22 protein-coding genes, 1 pseudogene and 1 CRISPR repeat array are annotated in these 19,264 nt (G+C 70.7%); of the genes and pseudogenes, 11 read left to right on the top strand and 12 right to left on the bottom strand.

Annotated features, from left to right (window positions below; translation table 11 throughout):
* The first annotated feature begins 5 nt into the window (after positions 1–5).
* Both ACIQGV_RS37195 and ACIQGV_RS37190 read left to right on the top strand, forming a co-directional pair.
* Positions 6–428 (top strand): hypothetical protein, encoded by a 423-nt coding sequence (locus tag ACIQGV_RS37195; RefSeq protein WP_402503302.1) that lies wholly within the window; start codon positions 6–8, stop codon positions 426–428.
* A 76-nt stretch (positions 429–504) separates the two neighbouring features.
* Positions 505–693, top strand: coding sequence for a hypothetical protein (locus tag ACIQGV_RS37190; RefSeq protein WP_402503299.1), 189 nt, complete (start codon positions 505–507; stop codon positions 691–693).
* Between the two features lie 386 nt (positions 694–1,079).
* On the opposite strand, the gene ACIQGV_RS37185 is transcribed toward ACIQGV_RS37190, so the two are convergent.
* Entirely contained in the window at positions 1,080–2,249 is a 1,170-nt protein-coding gene (locus tag ACIQGV_RS37185) for a hypothetical protein (protein ID WP_402503297.1), read from the bottom strand.
* Positions 2,250–2,309: 60 nt separating this feature from the next.
* Complete coding sequence (locus ACIQGV_RS37180; RefSeq protein WP_032755250.1) at positions 2,310–2,537, bottom strand: hypothetical protein; 228 nt, start codon at positions 2,535–2,537, stop codon at positions 2,310–2,312.
* A 322-nt stretch (positions 2,538–2,859) separates the two neighbouring features.
* Between ACIQGV_RS37180 and ACIQGV_RS37175 the strand changes: the two genes are divergently transcribed.
* The gene (locus ACIQGV_RS37175) at positions 2,860–3,063 is read left to right on the top strand and encodes a hypothetical protein (protein WP_402503295.1); all 204 of its coding nucleotides are present in this window, start codon (positions 2,860–2,862) and stop codon (positions 3,061–3,063) included.
* Positions 3,064–3,132: 69 nt separating this feature from the next.
* On the opposite strand, the gene ACIQGV_RS37170 is transcribed toward ACIQGV_RS37175, so the two are convergent.
* Together ACIQGV_RS37170 and ACIQGV_RS37165 are read right to left on the bottom strand one after the other, a co-directional pair.
* Positions 3,133–3,807 (bottom strand): class I SAM-dependent methyltransferase, encoded by a 675-nt coding sequence (locus ACIQGV_RS37170; protein WP_402503293.1) that lies wholly within the window; start codon positions 3,805–3,807, stop codon positions 3,133–3,135.
* Positions 3,808–3,970: 163 nt separating this feature from the next.
* Positions 3,971–4,438 (bottom strand): hypothetical protein, encoded by a 468-nt coding sequence (locus ACIQGV_RS37165; RefSeq protein ID WP_402503291.1) that lies wholly within the window; start codon positions 4,436–4,438, stop codon positions 3,971–3,973.
* A 300-nt stretch (positions 4,439–4,738) separates the two neighbouring features.
* On the opposite strand from ACIQGV_RS37165, the gene ACIQGV_RS37160 reads away from it, so the two are divergent.
* Positions 4,739–5,146 carry a hypothetical protein gene (locus tag ACIQGV_RS37160; protein ID WP_402503287.1) on the top strand — a complete coding sequence of 136 codons (408 nt, stop codon included), beginning with the start codon at positions 4,739–4,741 and terminating at the stop codon, positions 5,144–5,146.
* Here ACIQGV_RS37160 and ACIQGV_RS37155 read toward each other — a convergent pair.
* The 4 genes from ACIQGV_RS37155 to ACIQGV_RS37140 all read right to left on the bottom strand — a co-directional run bounded on the left by ACIQGV_RS37155 (position 5,143) and on the right by ACIQGV_RS37140 (position 7,498).
* Positions 5,143–5,721 (bottom strand): hypothetical protein, encoded by a 579-nt coding sequence (locus tag ACIQGV_RS37155; RefSeq protein ID WP_402503285.1) that lies wholly within the window; start codon positions 5,719–5,721, stop codon positions 5,143–5,145. The two genes, ACIQGV_RS37160 and ACIQGV_RS37155, sit on opposite strands and share 4 nt — an antisense overlap.
* An 89-nt stretch (positions 5,722–5,810) precedes the next feature.
* Positions 5,811–6,179 (bottom strand): hypothetical protein, encoded by a 369-nt coding sequence (locus ACIQGV_RS37150; protein WP_402503283.1) that lies wholly within the window; start codon positions 6,177–6,179, stop codon positions 5,811–5,813.
* Between the two features lie 144 nt (positions 6,180–6,323).
* A complete protein-coding gene (locus ACIQGV_RS37145) occupies positions 6,324–6,917 on the bottom strand; it encodes a hypothetical protein (protein WP_402503280.1) in 594 nt (197 codons plus the stop codon).
* A complete protein-coding gene (locus ACIQGV_RS37140; RefSeq protein ID WP_402503277.1) occupies positions 6,914–7,498 on the bottom strand; it encodes a hypothetical protein in 585 nt (194 codons plus the stop codon). Before ACIQGV_RS37140 ends, ACIQGV_RS37145 begins: the two co-directional genes overlap by 4 nt.
* 556 nt (positions 7,499–8,054) lie before the next feature.
* On the opposite strand from ACIQGV_RS37140, the gene ACIQGV_RS37135 reads away from it, so the two are divergent.
* Positions 8,055–9,305: a helix-turn-helix transcriptional regulator gene (locus ACIQGV_RS37135; RefSeq protein WP_402503274.1), complete on the top strand. Its 1,251-nt coding sequence runs from the start codon at positions 8,055–8,057 to the stop codon at positions 9,303–9,305.
* A 13-nt stretch (positions 9,306–9,318) separates the two neighbouring features.
* Positions 9,319–9,681, top strand: a complete 363-nt coding sequence (locus ACIQGV_RS37130; RefSeq protein WP_402503272.1) for a hypothetical protein — start codon at positions 9,319–9,321, stop codon at positions 9,679–9,681.
* Between the two features lie 184 nt (positions 9,682–9,865).
* On the opposite strand, the gene ACIQGV_RS37125 is transcribed toward ACIQGV_RS37130, so the two are convergent.
* Positions 9,866–10,045: a hypothetical protein gene (locus tag ACIQGV_RS37125; RefSeq protein WP_402503270.1), complete on the bottom strand. Its 180-nt coding sequence runs from the start codon at positions 10,043–10,045 to the stop codon at positions 9,866–9,868.
* A gap of 304 nt (positions 10,046–10,349) precedes the next feature.
* Positions 10,350–12,817: direct repeats of the CRISPR family, unit length 29 nt; unit sequence CTGCTCCCCGCACGCGCGGGGATGGACCC.
* Between the two features lie 163 nt (positions 12,818–12,980).
* On the opposite strand from ACIQGV_RS37125, the gene ACIQGV_RS37120 reads away from it, so the two are divergent.
* Positions 12,981–13,568, top strand: coding sequence for a hypothetical protein (locus ACIQGV_RS37120; RefSeq protein ID WP_402503268.1), 588 nt, complete (start codon positions 12,981–12,983; stop codon positions 13,566–13,568).
* Positions 13,569–13,678: 110 nt separating this feature from the next.
* On the opposite strand, the gene ACIQGV_RS37115 is transcribed toward ACIQGV_RS37120, so the two are convergent.
* Both ACIQGV_RS37115 and ACIQGV_RS37110 read right to left on the bottom strand, forming a co-directional pair.
* A complete protein-coding gene (locus tag ACIQGV_RS37115; RefSeq protein WP_402503265.1) occupies positions 13,679–14,368 on the bottom strand; it encodes a hypothetical protein in 690 nt (229 codons plus the stop codon).
* Between the two features lie 96 nt (positions 14,369–14,464).
* Positions 14,465–14,695, bottom strand: a complete 231-nt coding sequence (locus ACIQGV_RS37110; RefSeq protein ID WP_402503263.1) for a hypothetical protein — start codon at positions 14,693–14,695, stop codon at positions 14,465–14,467.
* Between the two features lie 913 nt (positions 14,696–15,608).
* On the opposite strand from ACIQGV_RS37110, the gene ACIQGV_RS37105 reads away from it, so the two are divergent.
* The 4 genes from ACIQGV_RS37105 to ACIQGV_RS37090 all read left to right on the top strand — a co-directional run bounded on the left by ACIQGV_RS37105 (position 15,609) and on the right by ACIQGV_RS37090 (position 18,219).
* Positions 15,609–15,902 carry a hypothetical protein gene (locus ACIQGV_RS37105; protein WP_402503261.1) on the top strand — a complete coding sequence of 98 codons (294 nt, stop codon included), beginning with the start codon at positions 15,609–15,611 and terminating at the stop codon, positions 15,900–15,902.
* Positions 15,899–16,099 (top strand): hypothetical protein, encoded by a 201-nt coding sequence (locus ACIQGV_RS37100; RefSeq protein ID WP_402503259.1) that lies wholly within the window; start codon positions 15,899–15,901, stop codon positions 16,097–16,099. The genes ACIQGV_RS37105 and ACIQGV_RS37100 overlap by 4 nt, the downstream gene beginning before the upstream one ends.
* 667 nt (positions 16,100–16,766) lie before the next feature.
* Positions 16,767–17,651 carry a hypothetical protein gene (locus tag ACIQGV_RS37095; RefSeq protein ID WP_402503257.1) on the top strand — a complete coding sequence of 295 codons (885 nt, stop codon included), beginning with the start codon at positions 16,767–16,769 and terminating at the stop codon, positions 17,649–17,651.
* 145 nt (positions 17,652–17,796) lie between these two features.
* Positions 17,797–18,219: a hypothetical protein gene (locus ACIQGV_RS37090; RefSeq protein WP_402503255.1), complete on the top strand. Its 423-nt coding sequence runs from the start codon at positions 17,797–17,799 to the stop codon at positions 18,217–18,219.
* A 245-nt stretch (positions 18,220–18,464) separates the two neighbouring features.
* On the opposite strand, the pseudogene ACIQGV_RS37085 reads toward ACIQGV_RS37090, so the two are convergent.
* A pseudogene (locus ACIQGV_RS37085) lies at positions 18,465–18,956 on the bottom strand (transposase); the annotation flags it as partial.
* Positions 18,957–19,264: the final 308 nt, after the last annotated feature.

Raw genomic sequence — 19,264 nt, 5'->3', positions numbered from 1 at the left:
GCGAAGTGATCACCCAGGGTGTGCGGGTCGAGAAGCGGTGTGAGGCGTGCGGGGGTGTGCTGGTGTGTGACGTGGGCCAGTTCATCGACCGCGGGCGCTTGTGGTGGGGGACGGAAGGGGCCTGCCGGTCCTGTGCCGGGGGATGGTGCGAACAGGGCAGCGGGGAGGAGACTCCGCGGGAGATCCGGCAGGCGCTGCTGGCCGAACACGGTTGGGCGCGTCTGCGGCTGACGGAGCCCGGGGTGGGCGGCGTGGCCGTGCTGCGTGCGCTTCGCCAGGTGCAGGGCCTGTCACTGGCGCAGGCGAGGGTGCGTGCGGACGAGCTGAAGACGTCCGGGCTGGTGGGAACGCTGGTGGAGATGGAGTTCGTTGCCGCCCGGCTTCGGCAGCACTCGGTGGGCGTAGCGATTGAGACGTCGCCCCGCTGACTGCCAGGAGCGCGGCTGCCGGATCCCCGACGAGTGTCGGCTGCGTGGGGCGGGCTCCTTCGGATCACTGGTGGGGGTGGACCTGCGTGAGATCGGCGTCCCTCCGCAGCGCGGCAGGACCTCGGCGATCCGCCAGCTCGTCCTCCAGGCCCCAGCCCCCGTCATCGCGAGGGCGCTCGGCTGTCACGACAAGACCGCCACCCGCCTGGTCACCGAGGCCGGTGGGACCTGGAGCCGATACGCCCCAGGCGTCCACCAGCGATGAAGCGCGGCTACTTACGCTGGGGCCACCGAGCCCCGTTTGTCCTCAACGTGGACGACGTAAAGCTCGGTGCCGTCCCTGTGACGCCTGGAACGTCCGAACAGCCCGACAGCGATCTGCGACTGATCCTGAGGCTCATCGGGGCTGGCATAGGTAAGGACGTCGTTGTGATGCCCGGTGACGTGCCATCCCTCCACGTCCTTGAGGTCGATCACCCCAGAGTCTGCTGCCGAAGATCCGGGATGCGCCGGGCCGAGCCCCGGGGAGGCGGTCCATGTCCTCCGCGAACAGCCCTCTGCGTGGGGCGGGCGCATCCAGTGGGGCAGTGCGGTCATGGCTTCGCCGTAGCGGTGCGTTGGGTCCGGAAGGCGGCGCGCGGCGGGGCTGTCCTACTCGGCCGGCAGACGGAGCATCGGTTCGAAGGCCGCGTCCTCCTCGCCCTCGACCGAAGGGAGGAAGCCGTCCGGGACGGTGCGGGCGGCCGTGGTGAGGAGGCGGGCCAGGACCTCGGGCTCGGTGGCCGGGGGGAGGCGGAGGGCGGCGAGGAGGCGGTCGCGGACCTCGGGGTGGTCCGGGTTGTCCTTGAGGTAGTCGGCGTTGAGTGCGGGGGGACGGAAGCCGGCCAGGGCGTCGTGCCAGGAGGGGAGGACGATGGCCAGGGTCAGGGCCTCGGCGAGGGACTCCGCGATGAGGGAAGCCTGGCCCTCGGAGTCGGTGTAGAGGACGGGGCGGACGCGGTCGGAGCCGGCCGGGCCGCAGAGGTAGTGGGTGCCTCCCGCGTTGCAGCCGGCCACGGGCTCCACCGGGAGACCGGCTGGCAGGGCGATCGACTCGATGGGGTCGGTCCGCGTGAGGTCGAACTCACCGTCGCAGGCGAGGTACGCCTCGACCTCGGGGTCGGCGGCGATCCGGCGGAGCAGGGCCTCGTCGGAGAGGGCGGCCGGGTTGAGGCCGCGGGCGGTTTCGGGGGTCAGGGGGTGGCCAGCGAGGACGTGGCGGACGGTGTCGAGGGGGACGGGCCGCCCGTAGTCCTCCTCGAAGTGCGCCTGGACGGCCTCGGGGGAGCGGTCGGTGAGGAGGCGGAAGAGGTGCCCGGAGCCGTCCGGGTCCGGGCTGCCCGAGGGGAACTCGATGCCCGAGCCGGTGCGCCAGGCGCTGCTGCCGGTCTCCCACCACAGGCAGGCGGTGACCCGCGGGGCGCCGAGGCCCTCGTCGACGAAGGCCGGATCGTCCAGGAGCGGGCGCAGCGCGGCGGGCACCTCGTCGATGACACCGGGCCAGACCTGTTCGTCGTCCGTGGCGTACGGGCTCATCTCCGACTCGTGGTCGAAGCCGCGGACGAGCACACCGGCCGGGGTGAAGAGGACGGAGAAGTCGTCACCCGAGCCGTTGTCCATCAGGGCCGCCTCCGTCCCAGGCCCCCAGGTGGTGGAGAAGGAGTAGCGGGAGAACCGCGGGTCGCGGCAGATCGCCTGGTCCAGCACGGCCAGCGCGCGCAGGTGCGCGCGGAGTTCGGCGGGGTCGGGGAGGAGGGCGGCGGTCGTGTGCACGGTGTCCATGGGCTCATGTAAGCAGCCGGCACTGACATCCGGGGCGGTGGTTCGGTCACACCCGCTCTCTCACTCAGGGAACGAAAAGCCCAGCTCACGCAGGCGGGGCAAGCACACTGCGAGGCATTGCTCCACGGACGCGGCATCGGTTCGCACAAGGACGTCCTCGCGCAACGGCGCTCCACTGGCGACGAAGGTCCAAGGCTTGCCCCTCTCTGCCATCCGCTCAGCGTCGGCCTTGAACAGCACCGTTACGCCTTGTTCAGCCAGTGCTTCCATAATCGCGACGACGTCCACCGGCCCTCTCCCCTCCCGAAGCGCTTCGAACGCGCCATCGGAGGAACATACTCACTCCGGGCCGGACCCTGGACACCGTCCGCATGACCCAAAGTGACCGATCGGGGCGCTCTGAGCTGGAATACGCGACACCTCAACATGCGAGCTCACCAGTCCTGAGGCCGGATTCCCGCGCGGCTGCCGTCCGCCTCGCCCGCCGGGCCCTCGCCGAGTACCCCGGCTGCGAGGCCCGTGCGCGGTGCCGCGTCGTCAGGGTCTGGGACGACACCGACGCCGTCTTCACCGGCTGGTGGGAGGACATAGACCTGGACGGGGAACCGGGATGACCCTGCGCACCTGGCGGCCCGACGGGCCCGGCTCGTTCCTCGCCCCGCAGGGCGTGACCGCCGTCCGCGACAGCACCGGCCGCCTCTGGCGTCGAGGCACGACCCGCTGGACCACGAACGGTTCGCGCTGGATCCGGTGGCGGGTCCTCGTCGCGGAACACGGCCCGCTCACCGAGGAACGCCGGCAGCCGGGGGCGTGAGAACAGCGAGAGGCCCCGCCCATCCGCCACGGGGGGAGCGGATGAGCGGGGCCGGCTGTGGGGGGCTGGTCAGGCAGACCAGGCGCGCACGATCAGTGTGCCCATGGAACCGGGCTCGGGAGCAGGCAGGAGCTGCGCGTCGATGTTGACGAAGCCGTGCCGCTTGAGGATGTCGGCCCACTGCGTCGCGGTGTACTGCCAGCGGTACACCGTGAGCTCCGCCTCGCGGCCCTCCAGCCACTTGCCGCCCATCTGCTGCGCCCCGTACTGGCCGGTGATCGGCTCGCGGTGGGAGAAGGCGAAGATGCCGCCGGGCGTGAGGCGCTTGGCGACCAGCGGGAAGAGGTCTTCGGGGTCGGTGAACCAGACGGCGCCCCACGTCGAGTAGACGGCGTCCCACTGGCGCAGGTCGTCTTCCAGGAAGGCGCATGCCTCGGCGTGCACGAACGTCAGTCCGGGGACGTCGGCCCAGAAGTCGCGGGCCCGCGCCACTTGCAGGGGGGAGAAGTCCACGCCGGTGATCTTGACGCCCTGGCGGGCGAGATAGGCCGCGTTCTCCCCCTCGGCCGGCCCGAGGTCGAGGGCCGTGGCAGGCGTGCCGAGCAGTTCCGCGCCGGGCCCGTGGCCGGGCACGCCGGTCCAGTCGAAGCGCTCCGCGGCCGGGCGGGGCTGGGGGCCTTCACCCCGGTGGGGCCGGTATTTGTCCCAGTACTCGACTGTGGTCAGGGGGGCGGCGCTGGACATGCGGTCCTCCGGTGGACGGGGATGGTTCCAGGGCCGCCAAGCTACTCCCGTCCCGCCTGTGCCGTACGTGAAAGCTGAAAACTGACATATATGGGCACAAAAGGTGCCCGGGGCCGTAAGGTGCGCGGCCCCGGGCAGGGTTGGCCTCAGCAGGCCGGCGGCGTCAGTGGCAGCTGGCGCCGGGGTGGCACGGCCCGCACTTCGCGAAGTCCGCCTCCCACAGCGGCCAGTCCACCGGGAAGCCGTTGTCGGCGATGATGTGCGCGGTGCGCTCGACGGAGCCGTCGTTCTTGAACGCGATCTCCGGGATGTGCTCCAGGAACTTCCCGCCGAAGTTCGCGGCGCAGAACTCCCGGTAGTTGCGGGTGTCCAGGATGAACACGTGGACGGCGATGTCCACGATCCGCCCGCAGCACATCTCCAGGCCCTGGCCCCACTTCTCCATGGCCGTGATCAGGTAGGACACGGCCGCCGAGAACAGGCGCTCCGCGTAGACCCGGTCGAAGGGGTAGTCCCGCATCAGCAGGGTGATCTCGCGGTCCCACACGTCCTGGTCGACGTAGTCCCGCGGGTCACGAGTGACCGTGTACTCCTCACGGTCCTTCGTGATGTTCGGTGTCGGTGTTGCCATGGTGCCCTCCGATTCTGTCGGAACGCTGTGGCGTACCTGCCGGCCGCCGGGTGGCGGCCGGACCGTCCCGCACCGGCCCGGTGCGGGAGTCGTACCCTGCGCCGCACCGTCAGGGCAGGCAGCGCGACGCAGGAGTCCGGGGGTGGGGCGCGGCAGACGAGTCCGGGATCTCCACCAGGGTGAGCAGCGAGCGGGGCCGTTCTGCAGGGCACTCGCCCGGGTGACGGGTGCCGTTGGGATGCCGGAGCAGGGTGCCGTCAGGCTACGGTTTTCCCCTCAGACGGGCGGGAGGCGAGTCGGGTGGCGGATCAGGGCGAGCCGTTCGCGCGGGACGGCCGGCCGGTGTGCGGCGTGTGCCCGTCCCTACGGCTTCCGGGCGGCATGTTCGACGTCGCCGAACGCCCCTCCCGCGACTGCCCTTTCGACCCGGCGACCGGCAACCGGTTCACCGCGCAGGGCGTGCCGGTGTGTGTGCATCCCGAGCGGGTCGGACTGCCGGCCGCCCGGTACGCCACCGACCGTCTTCCGCTGCCGTGGCAGACCCCGCCGCCCGTCGAGGCCGGCGAGGTTCCCGCGTGGGTGCGTACGGCGCTGGAGGCGGCACCGCCGGAGATGTGCGACGACGTGATCCAGCAGGCAACGGAGATTCTGCTCGCCTCGGATCCCGGCACGGACATCACGGCCGTGCTGCGCGCCGCGCTCAGCTAGGCCGCGACCGCAGCGAAGTCGATGCTGTGCTCCCGGCCGGAGCGCCCCAAGCCGATCATCTGGTACAGCCCGGCAAGGACGCCGCGGCGGCGGGTGACCTCGTTGTGGTCCAGCCAGTACCGCGCGGGCGGCTCGCCCCACGCCGCGCGGTAGCAGTCGTGGGTGTACCCGCCGATGCGGTAGTCCGTGTGCTCCTGGTCGGTCTGGTGGATGATGTGCGCCCCGACGCGTGCCGCGATCCGTGTGAGGAGCTGCGCCTGGGCGAGCATCGCGTGGGTCATCTCGTCCACGGGGACGGCGATGGCGATCTCCGCGGCCTGGTCGTCGTTCGTGGCCTCGTACACCGCGGCCTTGAGGGCGAGGGCCCGCAGGCCCTCCTCGAACAGCGGCTCCGCGTCCACCTCCAGGTTCCACTGCGCGACGATCGGGAATCCGGTGAAGCACTGCCAGTCCTCGGAGTACTCCAGGCTGGCCGCCCTAAAGGCGGAAAACTCCGGGTCGCTCTTGATGCTGTCCAGGACGCGCGTCGCGGCGCGGGCGACATCGTCCACGGCGGGCAGTTCGACAACAGACATGAGGCTTCCTCTTCTCGAAGGGGGATGGTGGCCTTGGTGCCTGTCCGACGGCCGGGGCTCGGTGGCACACCCGGCCGCCGGACAGGGGCTCAGTGCCGCGCCTCGGAGGCGCGGTGTCCCAGGGGGGAGTTGCGGACTGCGCCGTGCGCACAATCCAGGAGGGTGAGCAGCGCCCGGGACAGTGAGGCAAGGTCATGCAGGTGATCCGGGTGCCGGACCGTGCGGATGCTGAGGCAGAGGGCTTCGCCGGTGCGCCGGACCACCAGGCCGGCGGTCCGCCGGGTCTCCGGGCTCATCACGGCCGCCTGGCCTTCCAGGGCGGTCAGGAGCAGCTTCAGGTGGCCGCGCAGGAGTCCGGCGAGGTGGGCGTGCTGCTCCTGGCTGCCGAGGTCCGGGCGGCCCACCCGTGACTCGCCCAGCATGGTCCGGTAGGTGCGGCGGATCAGGGCCGTGTCCAACGGAACGGGGCAGCCCCTGTGCGACAGGGGTGCTGGGGCTGGGCTGGGTGCGGCCATGTCTCTCTCGCGGCGAGGAACGGGCAGGGAAAGGGCGGGCGCCGGCCGTGTACCGGGGAAGCCATGCGGGCACGGCCCGCGCCCGGGTCACTCGATCGTGCTGAGCACGGAGCCGAGGAGCGCTTCATGGGGCGCGGGGCCGGGCTGGAACTGGTCCAGGAGCTGGCGCAGCGCAGTAGGGGGGACGAGCCGGTCACCGCGGCAGGGCCGCAGCCAGTACGGCCCGGGCGGCTCCGTCGCCGACATGGGCGGCAGGGCGACGTGGTGCGGCCGGCCGAGGCACAGGGCATGGCGGTGGGGCGCCCATTGTTCGCTGGTGCCGGGAGGTACCAGCCAGATCAGCCAGGAACGGTGGGGGTCTTCGATGACCGGCCCGCACGCGTCGGCCGGTTCGTCTCCGGTGTGCTGGATGCCGTCCATGACCGTGACGGCGGCGTGGGCCTGCGGACCGCTCGCGGTGACGACGATGTCGAAGAAGCTTCCGCCGAGCGGGAGCTGGAGCACGTGCTGCTGCTGGAGCGCCATGAGGCTGCGTACGCGGGCGGCGAGGTCGCCCATGTCGCAGGCCACCTGCTGCGGTTGGATGGTCGCACTGGTGGCCGTGAAGCCGACGGGGGCCGGGGGCAGCAGGTCCCTGTCCCGGATCAGCTGGCGGCGGGGTAAGCGCCCGGTGAGGCTCACGACCGGTCTCCCTCGTCAAACGGGCGAACGACCGCCGTGACCCTCTTGCCGATCACGTTCCCGTCGTCGTCCAGTTTCGGTTTCCACGACAGGTGGGCGCCGTAGTGTTGCACCCACCACAGGCCGCTTTGCTGCGGGGCTGCGGCGATGGCCGTGCCGAAGGCGGGGAAGGCAGGATCGGCGTCGTCGACCTCGATGTGAAGCTCGTCCGTGTCCGGGAGAACCGTCAGCCGCAGTTCGACACAGCCGTCGTGGAACGGTGTGCCGTGGCGGGCGGCGTTGTCGACGAGTTTGCCGCTGATCTGTCCGGCGGCGTCGATGTCGCCGCTCCAGCAGACCGCTGTGAGGCGGGGGCGGACTCGGAGTCTGGCGTTGGGGCCGGAGGCCTCGTTGGCCAGCAGCTTGGAGGTCCAGCGGAAGCGGAAGGGCTCTGGGTCTGCCATCAGGGACAGCAGGGCGATTGTGGAGCTGACCGGGTGCGGCTGCAGGGCGGGTTGGGATGCAGTGGTGGATTCCTCAGGTAACGACGCTGCGGCAGTCTGCCCTGGGGCGGCGTCCTGCTGGGTTGAGGGCGGGTTCACGCGGACTTCCTGCTTTCTGTTCTGGAGGATGCGCTCTGTGCGAACTGGGCGAGAGGCACTGTCCGGCTCGTGTCTGGGACGAGGGTCTTGGCGGTCTGCGTACCAGGGCGGGAGGAACGGATCCGAAAGCGTTGGCGCGGTGAGGACGCAATCCTGCTGATCACGAGTTCGGTTGCGCCGAGCATGCTGGCCTGCGCCGAGTCTGCTGCTCTTTGCGTCAGTGCGGGCGCTGTCGCCCGGCGAATCACGCAGCTGATTTGGGGTCCGGCCCCACGTCTCCGCAGTGCTCGGCACGTCGGTGCCGGCGGTCTGGCATGCCTGGTCACGAGGTCATCCTTTGTAGGGGGGCGTCCGGGCCCTGTGTGGTGACCTCCCAGGACCAGGATTTCTCCGTGCTGCCCGAGGTAGGGGCACAGAGCGGCACGGCGGCTTGATGTATAGCCAACCGCTGGAGAGTGGAGCGGACCACGGCAGCCGTGCGGCATCCTTGATGCACCTTTGATGCATGGGGTGCACCGCACGAATAGAGCCCTGGTCAAGCGGGGAGGAAGCCGACGTGGATCTCGCTGAGCGGCGTAAAATGCTGGGCTACAGTCAGGAGACGTTCGCGCAAGCCCTCGGCGTGGACCGCACGACGGTCGGCCGGTGGGAGCGGGGCGAGACCCAGCCCACGCCTGAACTGCGCCCGAAGATCGCGGGCTTGCTGAACCTCAGTCTCGCCGAACTCGACGTACTGCTGGCCCCCTTACAAGTAGACACTCAGGAGCCCGCGGCGTCGCCCACCGCCGCTTCCGATGGTTCCGGGGGAATCGATATGATCCGACGCGAGTTCCTGCGCCTGCTGGCGGTGACCGGTGCACTCACGGCCCTCGCCCCAGACACCGAGGAAGTGGCGGACGCAGCCGACCGGGCGTCAGTCGAAGACTTCCACCTGATGAACTGCCACCTGTGGCAGGTCTACCAACTCGCACGGGCCAAACGCTCCGTGACCGCAGTCGTGCAGGACCAGCTGACCGCTCTGAACGAGACCCTCCGGTCAAGTCCCTCGCGGCACGCGGACGGCTTGTGCAAAGCGGCCGGCGACCTGTTCCAGCTCGCCGGAGAGCTGGCGTTCGACGAGAACCGGTACCTCGACGCTGCGGCGGCCTACACGCTGGCCGCATCCGCGAGCACACAGGCGCATGACTTCGACCTGTGGGCCTGCGCCCTGGTCCGGCACGCCTACGTCGACATGTACGCACACCGCTATCAGGAAGCAACCGAGACCCTGGACGTCGCCCAGCGCGTCGCCGCACGCGGGGACGGCGCACTGTCGACTCGGTACTGGGTGGCCTCGGTGCAAGCCGAGGCGTACGCCAACCTCCGGAACCTGGACGCCTGCGAACGCGCCATGGACGAGGCGCAGAAAGTGACGCAGCTATCGGGCCCGGTCCACAACGCCGGCTGGCTGCGCTTCGACGGTTCGCGGCTGACCGAGGAGCGCGGCGCGCGCTACGTCCAACTTGGCCGGCTCGACCTTGCCGAAGCCGCCCTGAAGAGCGCACTCGACTCGACCGCACTGCGACGAGGCATGTCGTTCCGCCGCCGTGGTGCCGTGCTGGCCGACCTCGCGATGGTCGGTGCCAAGCGCGGGGACGCCGAACAAGTCGTGCACTACGGCAAGGAAGCACTGCGGGCGGCGAAGGCATCAGGCTCGGGGTACGTCGCCCGTAGACTCCAGACGCTGCGCGCGGATCTTGCCGTAATGGGCCAGGACCGGCACGTGGCGGAGTTGAACGCCGAGATCGCTGTTCTGTGCGCGACCTGACGGAAGGATTGGCATGACCGCCGATGGCGCCCGACTGTTCCGTGAAGCGTGGATCGCCGGGGTGAGGAAGTACTACCCCGGTGAGCCCAAGCCGAGCTACATCACCCCCTGGGAGGACACCCCGGACTGGGAGCGGGAAGCGGCCGGCGCCGTGTACAGGCAGGTCCGCCAGTTCATCGAAGAGAGCGCCCGCAACGCCTCCCGGCTCACACGCGAGCAGCGTGGCCGCTTCGTCGCAACCTGCTGGATCGGGCAGATGTACAAGCACTTCGGTGACCCCAAGCCCGGGTACGTCGCCGACTGGCCGGAACTCCCGCAGTGGCAGCAGGAGACGGACGCCGACATCTTCGATGCCATTGCCGACTCCCTGGCTTGACCGGAACACAGATACGCCCTCCTCCAATGCACGGCAGCGGGCTGTATGCGAGTCTGGGGTCACTACTGAGCCCAGTGGCTGACCGTGGTGGATGCGCTGTGCAGGCCGGTGACCGAGTAGACCGGCGCCCACGCCTGCCCGGCCCACCCCGGGTCGGCAGGGCGGCAGGACGTCGAAGCCGAAGTCACCCTCGCCGCCGATGGTTGGTGCGCAGGGTGAGGGTGAGGTGCTGCCGGCCGAGGCGGATCTCCGCGACACGGTCGCCGTCGGCGAGGTGGGAGCCATATCTCCACCGCCACACCGGCCCTGCTGCTCCCGCACCCGCGGGGATGGACCCGTGTAGTTGTCGGGGGGGCTTCGTCATGCCCTGCTGCTCCCCGCACCCGCGGGGATGGACCCACGTTGACCATCGGGTTCGCCTCGACCCGGAACTGCTCCCCGCATCCGTGGGGATGGATCCACCCCTTCGGCTCGAAGGGTCCAGAGCACCGTCTGCTCCCCGCACCCGCTGGGTATCTGCATTGCGGGCGAAAGTGGGCTGCCTTCGCCGTACGTCTTCCCGTCAGTGGTTTCCATACATTGCGAGGCTCGCTTTGCTACGTTTGTCGGACTCGATGAACCTTGACAAAAAGTGGCCTGAAGGGCAGTAAACCTGCAGGTCACTGAGGCTGCTCCCCGCACGCGCGGGGATGGACCCTGCATGGCCCCTCCCTCCGGGGGTCGGGACCGCTGCTCCCCGCACGCGCGGGGATGGACCCGGGGCGGAGCTACATCTCCCGGTGCTCCGTCCCTGCTCCCCGCACGCGCGGGGATGGACCCCCGCGGCCGCCGGTCGCCGTTCGCCCCGAGAACTGCTCCCCGCACGCGCGGGGATGGACCCGCCAGCAGTGAGATCGGAAACGGGGGAAGCCACTGCTCCCCGCACGCGCGGGGATGGACCCGAACTGCCGCGCAGCAGCACGGGCGGGGTCGCCTGCTCCCCGCACGCGCGGGGATGGACCCGCCGAGCCGAGTTGCGTCTGGACGTCGGCGACCTGCTCCCCGCACGCGCGGGGATGGACCCGAGATCGAAGCGCTCCCCCCGGGCCTGAACCTCTGCTCCCCGCACGCGCGGGGATGGACCCAAGACGGAACTCAAGATGGCGCTGGACGCCATCTGCTCCCCGCACGCGCGGGGATGGACCCCCCTGGTTGTGCAGGCGGTCGCCCTGCGCGAGCTGCTCCCCGCACGCGCGGGGATGGACCCTGGACGATGCGTCTCCCCCTGAACCTCCCACGCTGCTCCCCGCACGCGCGGGGATGGACCCCCGCGCGGGACGAAGGCGCGGCTGCACCAGAACTGCTCCCCGCACGCGCGGGGATGGACCCTGGCGCCGCCACGTTCTGCCTGATTCGGACATCTGCTCCCCGCACGCGCGGGGATGGACCCTGGGCAAGATCGTGTATTTCGCCCTGGGTACGCTGCTCCCCGCACGCGCGGGGATGGACCCTGCTCAGCGTTGACTTCATTGAGGCGTGGGGGCTGCTCCCCGCACGCGCGGGGATGGACCCTGGACGGGGACCTGGAGCATCCAGGAGAAGGACTGCTCCCCGCACGCGCGGGGATGGACCCACGGGCGGTGAATATCAGGTGCTGCTGGACGGCTGCTCCCCGCACGCGCGGGGATGGACCCAGGCGTGATCTTCGTCAGGTACAGGTGAGGGTCTGCTCCCCGCACGCGCAAGGATGGACCCGGGCCTCCTGCGCGATGCCGGTCAGGTCGAGCCTGCTCCCCGCACGCGCGGGGATGGACCCGCCCGCAAACGCGCGTTGTCCCGTCGTTCCCTCTGCTCCCCGCACGCGCGGGGATGGACCCCGCTCATTCACTCGAACGTGTGTTTTATTGCGCTGCTCCCCGCACGCGCGGGGATGGACCCTCCGCGCTGACGTGGCCGGCGGCCGAGGTGCACTGCTCCCCGCACGCGCGGGGATGGACCCGCGCCGCGTGCTCCAGGTCGGGGGAGGGGTTCCTGCTCCCCGCACGCGCGGGGATGGACCCCTGTGGGGTGCAGCTCTGCCCCCGTCCCCGAACTGCTCCCCGCACGCGCGGGGATGGACCCCTCCCGCCCCAGCCCAGGCGCGGGGCGAACCGCTGCTCCCCGCACGCGCGGGGATGGACCCGAGCTTTTCCAGGACAGCATCATCAGCCTGGACTGCTCCCCGCACGCGCGGGGATGGACCCGCGGATTCACGTCCGCCCACTGGCCGGCCGCACTGCTCCCCGCACGCGCGGGGATGGACCCCTCCAGCCGGTACCGACGTCCCGACGTCGTTGCTGCTCCCCGCACGCGCGGGGATGGACCCTTCCGGGCCATCACGGACCGGCTCGACAAGGACTGCTCCCCGCACGCGCGGGGATGGACCCGCGGGGACGTCGGAGCGGCGGCGTAGCGCTCCCTGCTCCCCGCACGCGCGGGGATGGACCCCCCGGTCAGACGCCCCGGAGGGCGTTTCGGCTCTGCTCCCCGCACGCGCGGGGATGGACCCGCTCGACGGCGTTGCGCAGCACGCGGACGGTGCTGCTCCCCGCACGCGCGGGGATGGACCTGTTCCGGACCCGGACGACGACCCGGCGCCGCCCTGCTCCCCGCACGCGCGGGGATGGACCCGCCGCCGAGGGCGTACCGGCCGCGGGACTCGTCTGCTCCCCGCACGCGCGGGGATGGACCCTCATTCTTCGGGGCGTGGACCTCGTACACCCCGCTGCTCCCCGCACGCGCGGGGATGGACCCTCCCCGAGCGCGGCCTGGACCGCGGAGCCCGACTGCTCCCCGCACGCGCGGGGATGGACCCCGGTCCAACGCCGACGCCGGCGCCGTGATGTTCTGCTCCCCGCACGCGCGGGGATGGACCTCGACCTGCCGCGCACCTCCCAGGACCAGGCCACTGCTCCCCGCACGCGCGGGGATGGACCCAACTGGGTGCGCGGCAAGGCGCACCCAAGGCCCTGCTCCCCGCACGCGCGGGGATGGACCCGGGTCTCACAGGATGTGCGGAGCGACCTGTCGCTGCTCCCTGCACGCGCGGGGACGGACCCGCCACCCCCACCGGCCGCCACCCCTGCCCGCTGCTCCCCGCTCGGGCGGGGATGGGCCCCAGTGAGCCTCCGCCGACTTGAAGTCGCAGGTCAAAGGGCTGATGTGACCGGTTCTCGGCGTGCTCATGCCGGTCACGGGCGACTGTCTGAGCGGTAGATCGTCGGTCTGGTTTCGGCGGAGGCGGCTGCGGGTCGATCAGCTCGTTTCAGTACGGTTCCTCCATGGAGGAACAGCGTCATCAGGATGGGGTCGGTGTCCAGCTGGGCGGCGGGCAGGCTGACGTGCCCGACGCCATCATGGTCGAGCGGACCGAGCCGGAGATGGCCGTGTTTGCGTGTGCTGCCTGTGGCGCTGTGCTGACGGAGCCGCTGAAACGTCTGCCAGCGGTGCCTGAGGCTCCCGACTACGCCTGGTGGGAGGCGGAGGAGATGGGACCATCGCCGGCCACAGTGCCGTCCGGCTGCTACGCAATCGAGACGCAACCGTACGGCCCGCCTCTGGTCATTGCCGAGGCACCCGGTCCGGTGATGCCGCGGCACGGAACTCACTACAACATCGACGGGCAGCCACTGGTCTCGCAGGGGCCACGAGGCAATATCGTCATGAACCCGGATGACTGCCGCGGGTTGACGACGCGGCACGCCTCCGCCGCATGCTGCGGCGCGACTCCCGACGGGGGACTGAACCAGGTCTGCGCCTGCGGGACACTGGTCGCGACCCTCTGCTCTGACTGCTGCCTACCGTATGAGCTGCACCTCTCACCCGACCACGTGCGGGCCGTGTCATCCCCCGATCCGACTCAAGCCTGACTGAGTCCGCGCGCCGCGAATTAGAGGTCGTTTTCTCCCGTTGTTTCATCCCGGAATCTGGTGTTTGGTCTTTGGTGTCGGGTCGCGCCACCCGCCCCTGGCCTGCTGTTTCACCCTTCCGGGGCAGGGTGAGGGGTCCACCGCGTCTGGTCGGCGGCGAGAGAGGCACTGTCGGGGATGGTGCCGGTGAAGTGCCGCTCGCCGGGCTCGTCGTCTTCCGCGTGGGTGTCGGTCCATTCCCGGGCGGTGTTCTCGGCGCCGAGGGCGTGCAGGAGGGCGGCGAGGGCGTCGGTTTCGGCGCAGCCGAGGCGGGGGGCGACGTCGGCGGTGACGGTGCCGGTGAATGCGCGGGTGAACGCGCCGGCGACGTCGCCGGGGATGCGGACGCTGCCGGTCGTCCCCCGGAGGGCCGCGCTACCCGGCGCGGCGCCCGGGTCGGGGGTGCGGGCGTGGGTGAACGCGGCGAGGACGGCGACGGTGGTCTGGCCCGGACGGCGGGGTGTGTCGAGCTGCATCCAGTCTCCCCAGGGTCCGATGACGGCGCTGACGGGCTCGGCGGCCGGGTCCGCGTCGGTGTGCGGGGTGATCAGGGTCTGGTGGGTCTGTTCGTCGGCGTGTGCGCCGGGGAGCGCGGCGGTCACTGCATGGGTGACGGTACGCCGCGCGGCGGTCTCCTCCTGCGGCTGGGGCGGCCGGGCGGGCGCGGTGGTCCGGGAGATCTTCAGCAGCTCCGGCGCGTGGGGGTCGGGCTGGTAGAGCAGCAGTGTGCCGTGCACGCCGCCGACCAGCAGGCGCCCCATGCGGTCCGGGTAGGCCGGTGACCGGAGCGGTGCGCCAGTGCGCGCCCAGCGCCCTCGCGACGGTCTCGGCGAAGGCATGGAACCGCTCCGGCGTGCTCAGTTCGTGCGGCATGGAGGCTGCTCCTTCGGAAGCTGGCGGTCGGGGCGGGGGCCGTGCGGCGGGGTGGGCGGTGCGCCGCCGGTCCGGGTGCGGCGCTCGGTGTCGTGGCGGTGGTCCGCGGCGGTGTAGCCGGTGTCGCACCACGGCTCGCAGAACTGCCTCGGAGGCGCTGCGCAGGTCTCGCACCGCTCCTCGAAGTCCCCTGCCTGGAACGGAAGGAAGGCCATCGGGTGTCCTGGATCTGCTCGCTGACCTGCCGGGCGGACAGTACCGGGGTGGTGGCGGGTTCGGTGCAGCCAGCCTGCCGGATCTGCGCCGGGCTGGAGGGGGAGGTCTGGGAGTGGGTGGCGGGGCTGGTCTTCCAGGTGTGGCCGTGCGGGTCGGTGACGGTGTGGGTGAGGAACTGCGGGGGTGTCCTGGCGGCCGTTGTCGCGCCGGGCGAGGCATGCCTTGGTGAGGGCGCGGCCGGGCTGGGTGCAGCGGGCCGGGGTGATGTGGGCGGAGCTGGCCAAGGCGTGCTCCTGTTCTGCGGCGTGCGGCGTGCGGCGTGCGGCGGCTGGAGTGCGGGCGGGCGGGGGCCCGGCGGTGCCGCTGTGAGGGGTGCGGGAGGGGGTGGAGTGGGGGAGTGCCCCCTCCCGCACTATCTGTAATAGTTTTGATTTCTGTGGTGTGAACCCGCCCTTGACCTGTGGTGATACGGCCGGTTCGGTCTCGGTGGGGGAGGCTGTCCGGACCGGTGGTCAGGGCGGTGGGCGGGCGGTGGTCGCGGTAGTCGTCAGACCTTCACCTATCTGCCGGGCAGCGTGTCCAGGCGCGCTTTTGGTGCCCAGTCGCCGGTGATGTGGGCTGGCAGGTGCTTGATGCCGTCCGCGTCGGTCTGGGCTGCCCGGGCGGTCAGTTCGCTGCCCAGGGCGCGCCGTCATGCTTGGGGGATGGGGGGCTGGTCCAGGTCCTTGGCCGGGGCGACGGTGTAGGCATGACCGGGGTCAAGGCGGGTGCCGTCTGGCGGGCGGTCTCCGGCTTTGTCCACGGCTGCTACTGGCCCGACCTGCGGGTCGACCCTCCTGTGAAGCCCGGCTGTGCCGCTTTCGGCTCCATGGCTCTGGAAGAGGCTGGGCGTGAGGCTCGTAGGATGGCTGCATGTCCAAGCCGTTACGGATGAGCCGCCGCAGGTGGGTTGTTGCCGCGTGGGCGGTGCTGTGCGTGGCCGGGTTCGCTGCCACTGCCGCACTTGACGCCTTTCCGGCGCCTGGCGCGCATTCCGAGGAGCCTGTCAGCGTCGAGTGCGCCGAGTACATCAGGAACGTCGAGAAGCAGTTGGCCGAGGCTGAGAGGGAAGGCAACGACGACGGCGTGGTGGCCTTCACCCGAGTCCGGGTCGGCGCGGACGACTGCAGCGATGAAGTCGTCGACCACTTCAGGGACGGCCGGTGAGCCGTCGTACCGGGCTCGCTGTGACAGCGGGGCTGCTCATAGTGGGGCTGCTCTGTGCCGGTGTCGTGGCGGTCATCGCCGTGAGCGTCGCGACGGAGCCACACCCGCAGCCCGTTCCGCCGGTGGTGTACTCCTCCTGCCTGGCGGCCGACACCGAGCCGGTGCCTGTGGGCGACGACCCGTGCGACGGCCGTTGAAGAACTGCCGAGTGGCTGTTTTCCGCATGGGGGCGGCTGAGGCTCCTGCCCGCCCGTGTCTGTTCGGCCAGCGCCCGCAGCCGGGAGGCCGCCAGCGCCGCCCCCCGGGGGCCCCGGGGGCGGCGCTGGCGGCCGGGGTCGAGGCAGTGTGGGCGGGTCTCGCCGAAGTCGAGGCGCTCGTCGGCCCCCGCAGGTGCGGGGTTTCCGGCGGACGATGCCGGCGGCGGTGTGGACGCCGCATGCGCAGCAGAAGCCGGCGTCACGCTCCTCCTGGTTGTCCCGCATGGGGCTCACCGCGGCGTTCCCGTGGTCCCGGCAACGTGGGCACGCCTACGGCGGAAACGCCAGGTTCATGGCGGGGGCATCGGCCAGCGGGAGTGCCCGCGTCTGCGGGGGCGTGCGCTCCCTGGTCACCGGGTTGATCCGGTACACGTTGATGGTGAGCCCGGGGTGCGCCTTCGCGCCGTCAGTGTCGGTGATGCTCCGTTGAGGGGAGTTGCGCGGCGTCGGTGCGGGTGGCCCTTTGCGCTCTCTGCGCGGCCCGGCCGCGGCCGTCCTGGGCGAGGAGGACGGGTACGGCTGACGTTTAGAACTCGGTCGGAATTCTTTGCCGATGGGTCTGTTCCTCGAGGCCGGGTAGTGAAGGGCACCTAGTCAAGGAGCACAGATGGAGATCGACCACCTTGTCGGAACCCTCTCCCGGATTTTCCCAGAGGAGGAGCAACCCGCCCCGCAGGGCGGTCACCACGTGGTGATGCTGAGGGGGAGGGGCCGCCCCCTGCCGGAACGGGCGGACATGACGGTGCCGAACCTCGTGGACATCATGGACGTTGGCAAGGACGCTGTACTTCTGAGGTCGGTGGATGACGGGGTCGAGCGGATCCCGCAGCCGTCACTCAGCGCCGCAGTAGCGGCTGTGCGTACCTTCCAGGAGCACAGAGAACGAAAGTCTCTCTTTCGTGATCTGGAACTCGCCCTGTACATCCGTACGGCCGCGTGTCTGCAGCCCGTTGAGCCACGCGTGATGGATGTGCTCGCGCTGAAGTCGCTCGCATTGCCGGTAAGCGACCGTTGGCGGGAGGCGGTGTCCACCGCCCTTGTCGGTGGCTGGGTTGATCCCCTGGAACAGCACGGGCGGCTGCCTGTGAGCGCGCTCGCTACCCTGCGGGCGGAAGCGCGCGCTCTCCACCGCCAGTTGGTGCCGGTGTGGCGACGGCGCACGCGGCACGGCCGAGTGCTGTCCCTGGATGCCCACCTCGGGGGCGAACTGTCGCTGTACGACTTGGTCGCCGCCGATGTCGACCTGCTGCATCGGGTGGCAGGCGGGGTCTATGAGGACGAGCGGCTCAACGCCGTCCTCCGAGGGCTCGACCCGGCTGAGCGGCAGGTGGTGTTCGCATACGCGGCGGCCGACGGGACAACGTGGATAGAAGCTGCGACCGCGGCAGGGGCTACCGACCCGGACGCCTTCGGCGAACGGGTCCGCCGCAAAGCCAAACGCCTGGCTGCCGAACAGCGCCGCCGCTCCGAACTGGCTGTCCGCGATTCGTGACCAGGGTATGCCCGAAAGCCTTCAAGATCTATTGCCGGTGGGCCCTCTCCCCGGGGCCGAGAGGTGAACAACCAGCGCATCAGAGCTCGTCACCTCCGAGGCTCTCAGCTCAAGGTGGCGAGCAGGACCTCCCGAAGGGACATCCGTGACCACTGTGTACCCCGGCAGGCACCAGGGCCGGCCCGCTGGCCAGTTGCCGATCCTGGCCACCTCATTCGACGACTTCCTCGCTCAGGCGGAGCACGAACTCCGCTGCCGCCGACGCGAGGTCCGCGCCCTGCGCCAGCGTGCCCGGCGCCAGCGCCGCCGCGAACTCAGCCCCTTGAGGCGGGCCGCCTGCTTCGTCGGCAAGGCATTGCCGGTGGCCCTCTCCGTCGCCGGGGCCGGCGCCTTCCTCGTCGGCACGATCCTGGTGATCCTCGGCAACTTCGACGCCGCCGACGGCTCCTTCGCGCTCTCGGCCGCCGCGTGGGGGGCCACCACGGCCGTCTGCGCCCCCCACGGTTCCCACCGCAGCCATCCGCTCGATGGCCCGCATGCTGCCGTCGTCACTGCCGACTCCTGCTGACGAAGCTCGAACGAATGGCCGCAGCCGTACCCGTCGACCCATGGTGACCCAGTTTCGACAGCAGGCGCAGGATCGAGCTGCGCGCACGGTGATTCTCAACCGGTCGGAGCCGCAGTACCGGGCACCGGGACGCGCACACGGTGCCGGGGGCGCCGGGAATGCGGCTGGGCGCGCAGGGAGTCGGCCTGCGCCCGGGCATGGCGGGCCCGGACGGGGGTGAAGAGGACCAGAACTGACTGGTCGTTTCAGCATGAGGTTCGCTGGCGGAGGAGGCATATGAGAGTGCAGGCCAACTGGAGTAAGCCCTGGTGGAGATCCGCGCGTCGCTCGTAGCGGATTCGAAGTCGATTGAACTGGTGCAACCGGGCGAAGGCGCGCTCACCATCCAACGTGACTTGCCCGGTCCGGAGCCGTGGGCGACGCCACGTCGGGCGATCGAGGGCGTGATGCCGCGCTTCCACAGCAGGCGGCGGTACTTGTCGAAGTCGTAGCCCCGGTCGGCGTACAACCGTCGGCGCTTGCTGCGGAGGCGTCCCCGCAGTCCCCGGATTGGCGGGACCGCGTCCAGCAGGGGAAGAAGCCGGGTGATGCGGGTGCCGGTTACCGCTGGTGAGCGTGACGGCGCAAGGGGTTCCGTGGAGGTCGGCGATCAGGTGCTGCTTGGAGTCAGACGGGGCACGGTCGACCAGCGAGAGGCCGGGCGTGATCCCCCTAGTCAGTGCGTGAGCAGACGGCCCGGGGCCATGCAACGCCCCGGGGTCGCTGCTCGCACAGGACAGCGAATGCCTGGATCTCCCCTGGCCGTCCATGCATCCTCAAGGAGCGGCATCGCTGTCCGCTGCGGGGTCCGCAGTGATGAGGCGAGCGCCGGGCTGATGCCTCCGTTTCCCCGGGCCCTTGAGGCTTCTGCCAAGAGCGGCGTTTCCCGGCGCCTGCGTGGTCACCGCGAAACTCGCGGGGCCAGGGCGGACGTTGATCGTCACGGCACGAGCCCTCTCCAGGGTCGACCTCTTGTTCATCCGCGAGCCCGTGAGTGCGGAGCAAC

The sequence above is a fragment of the Streptomyces sp. NPDC093094 genome (genome assembly GCF_044754345.1).
GTDB lineage: Bacteria > Actinomycetota > Actinomycetes > Streptomycetales > Streptomycetaceae > Streptomyces.
Note: the sequence above shows the minus strand (reverse complement) of the source record. Positions and strands in the feature narration are given on the sequence as shown.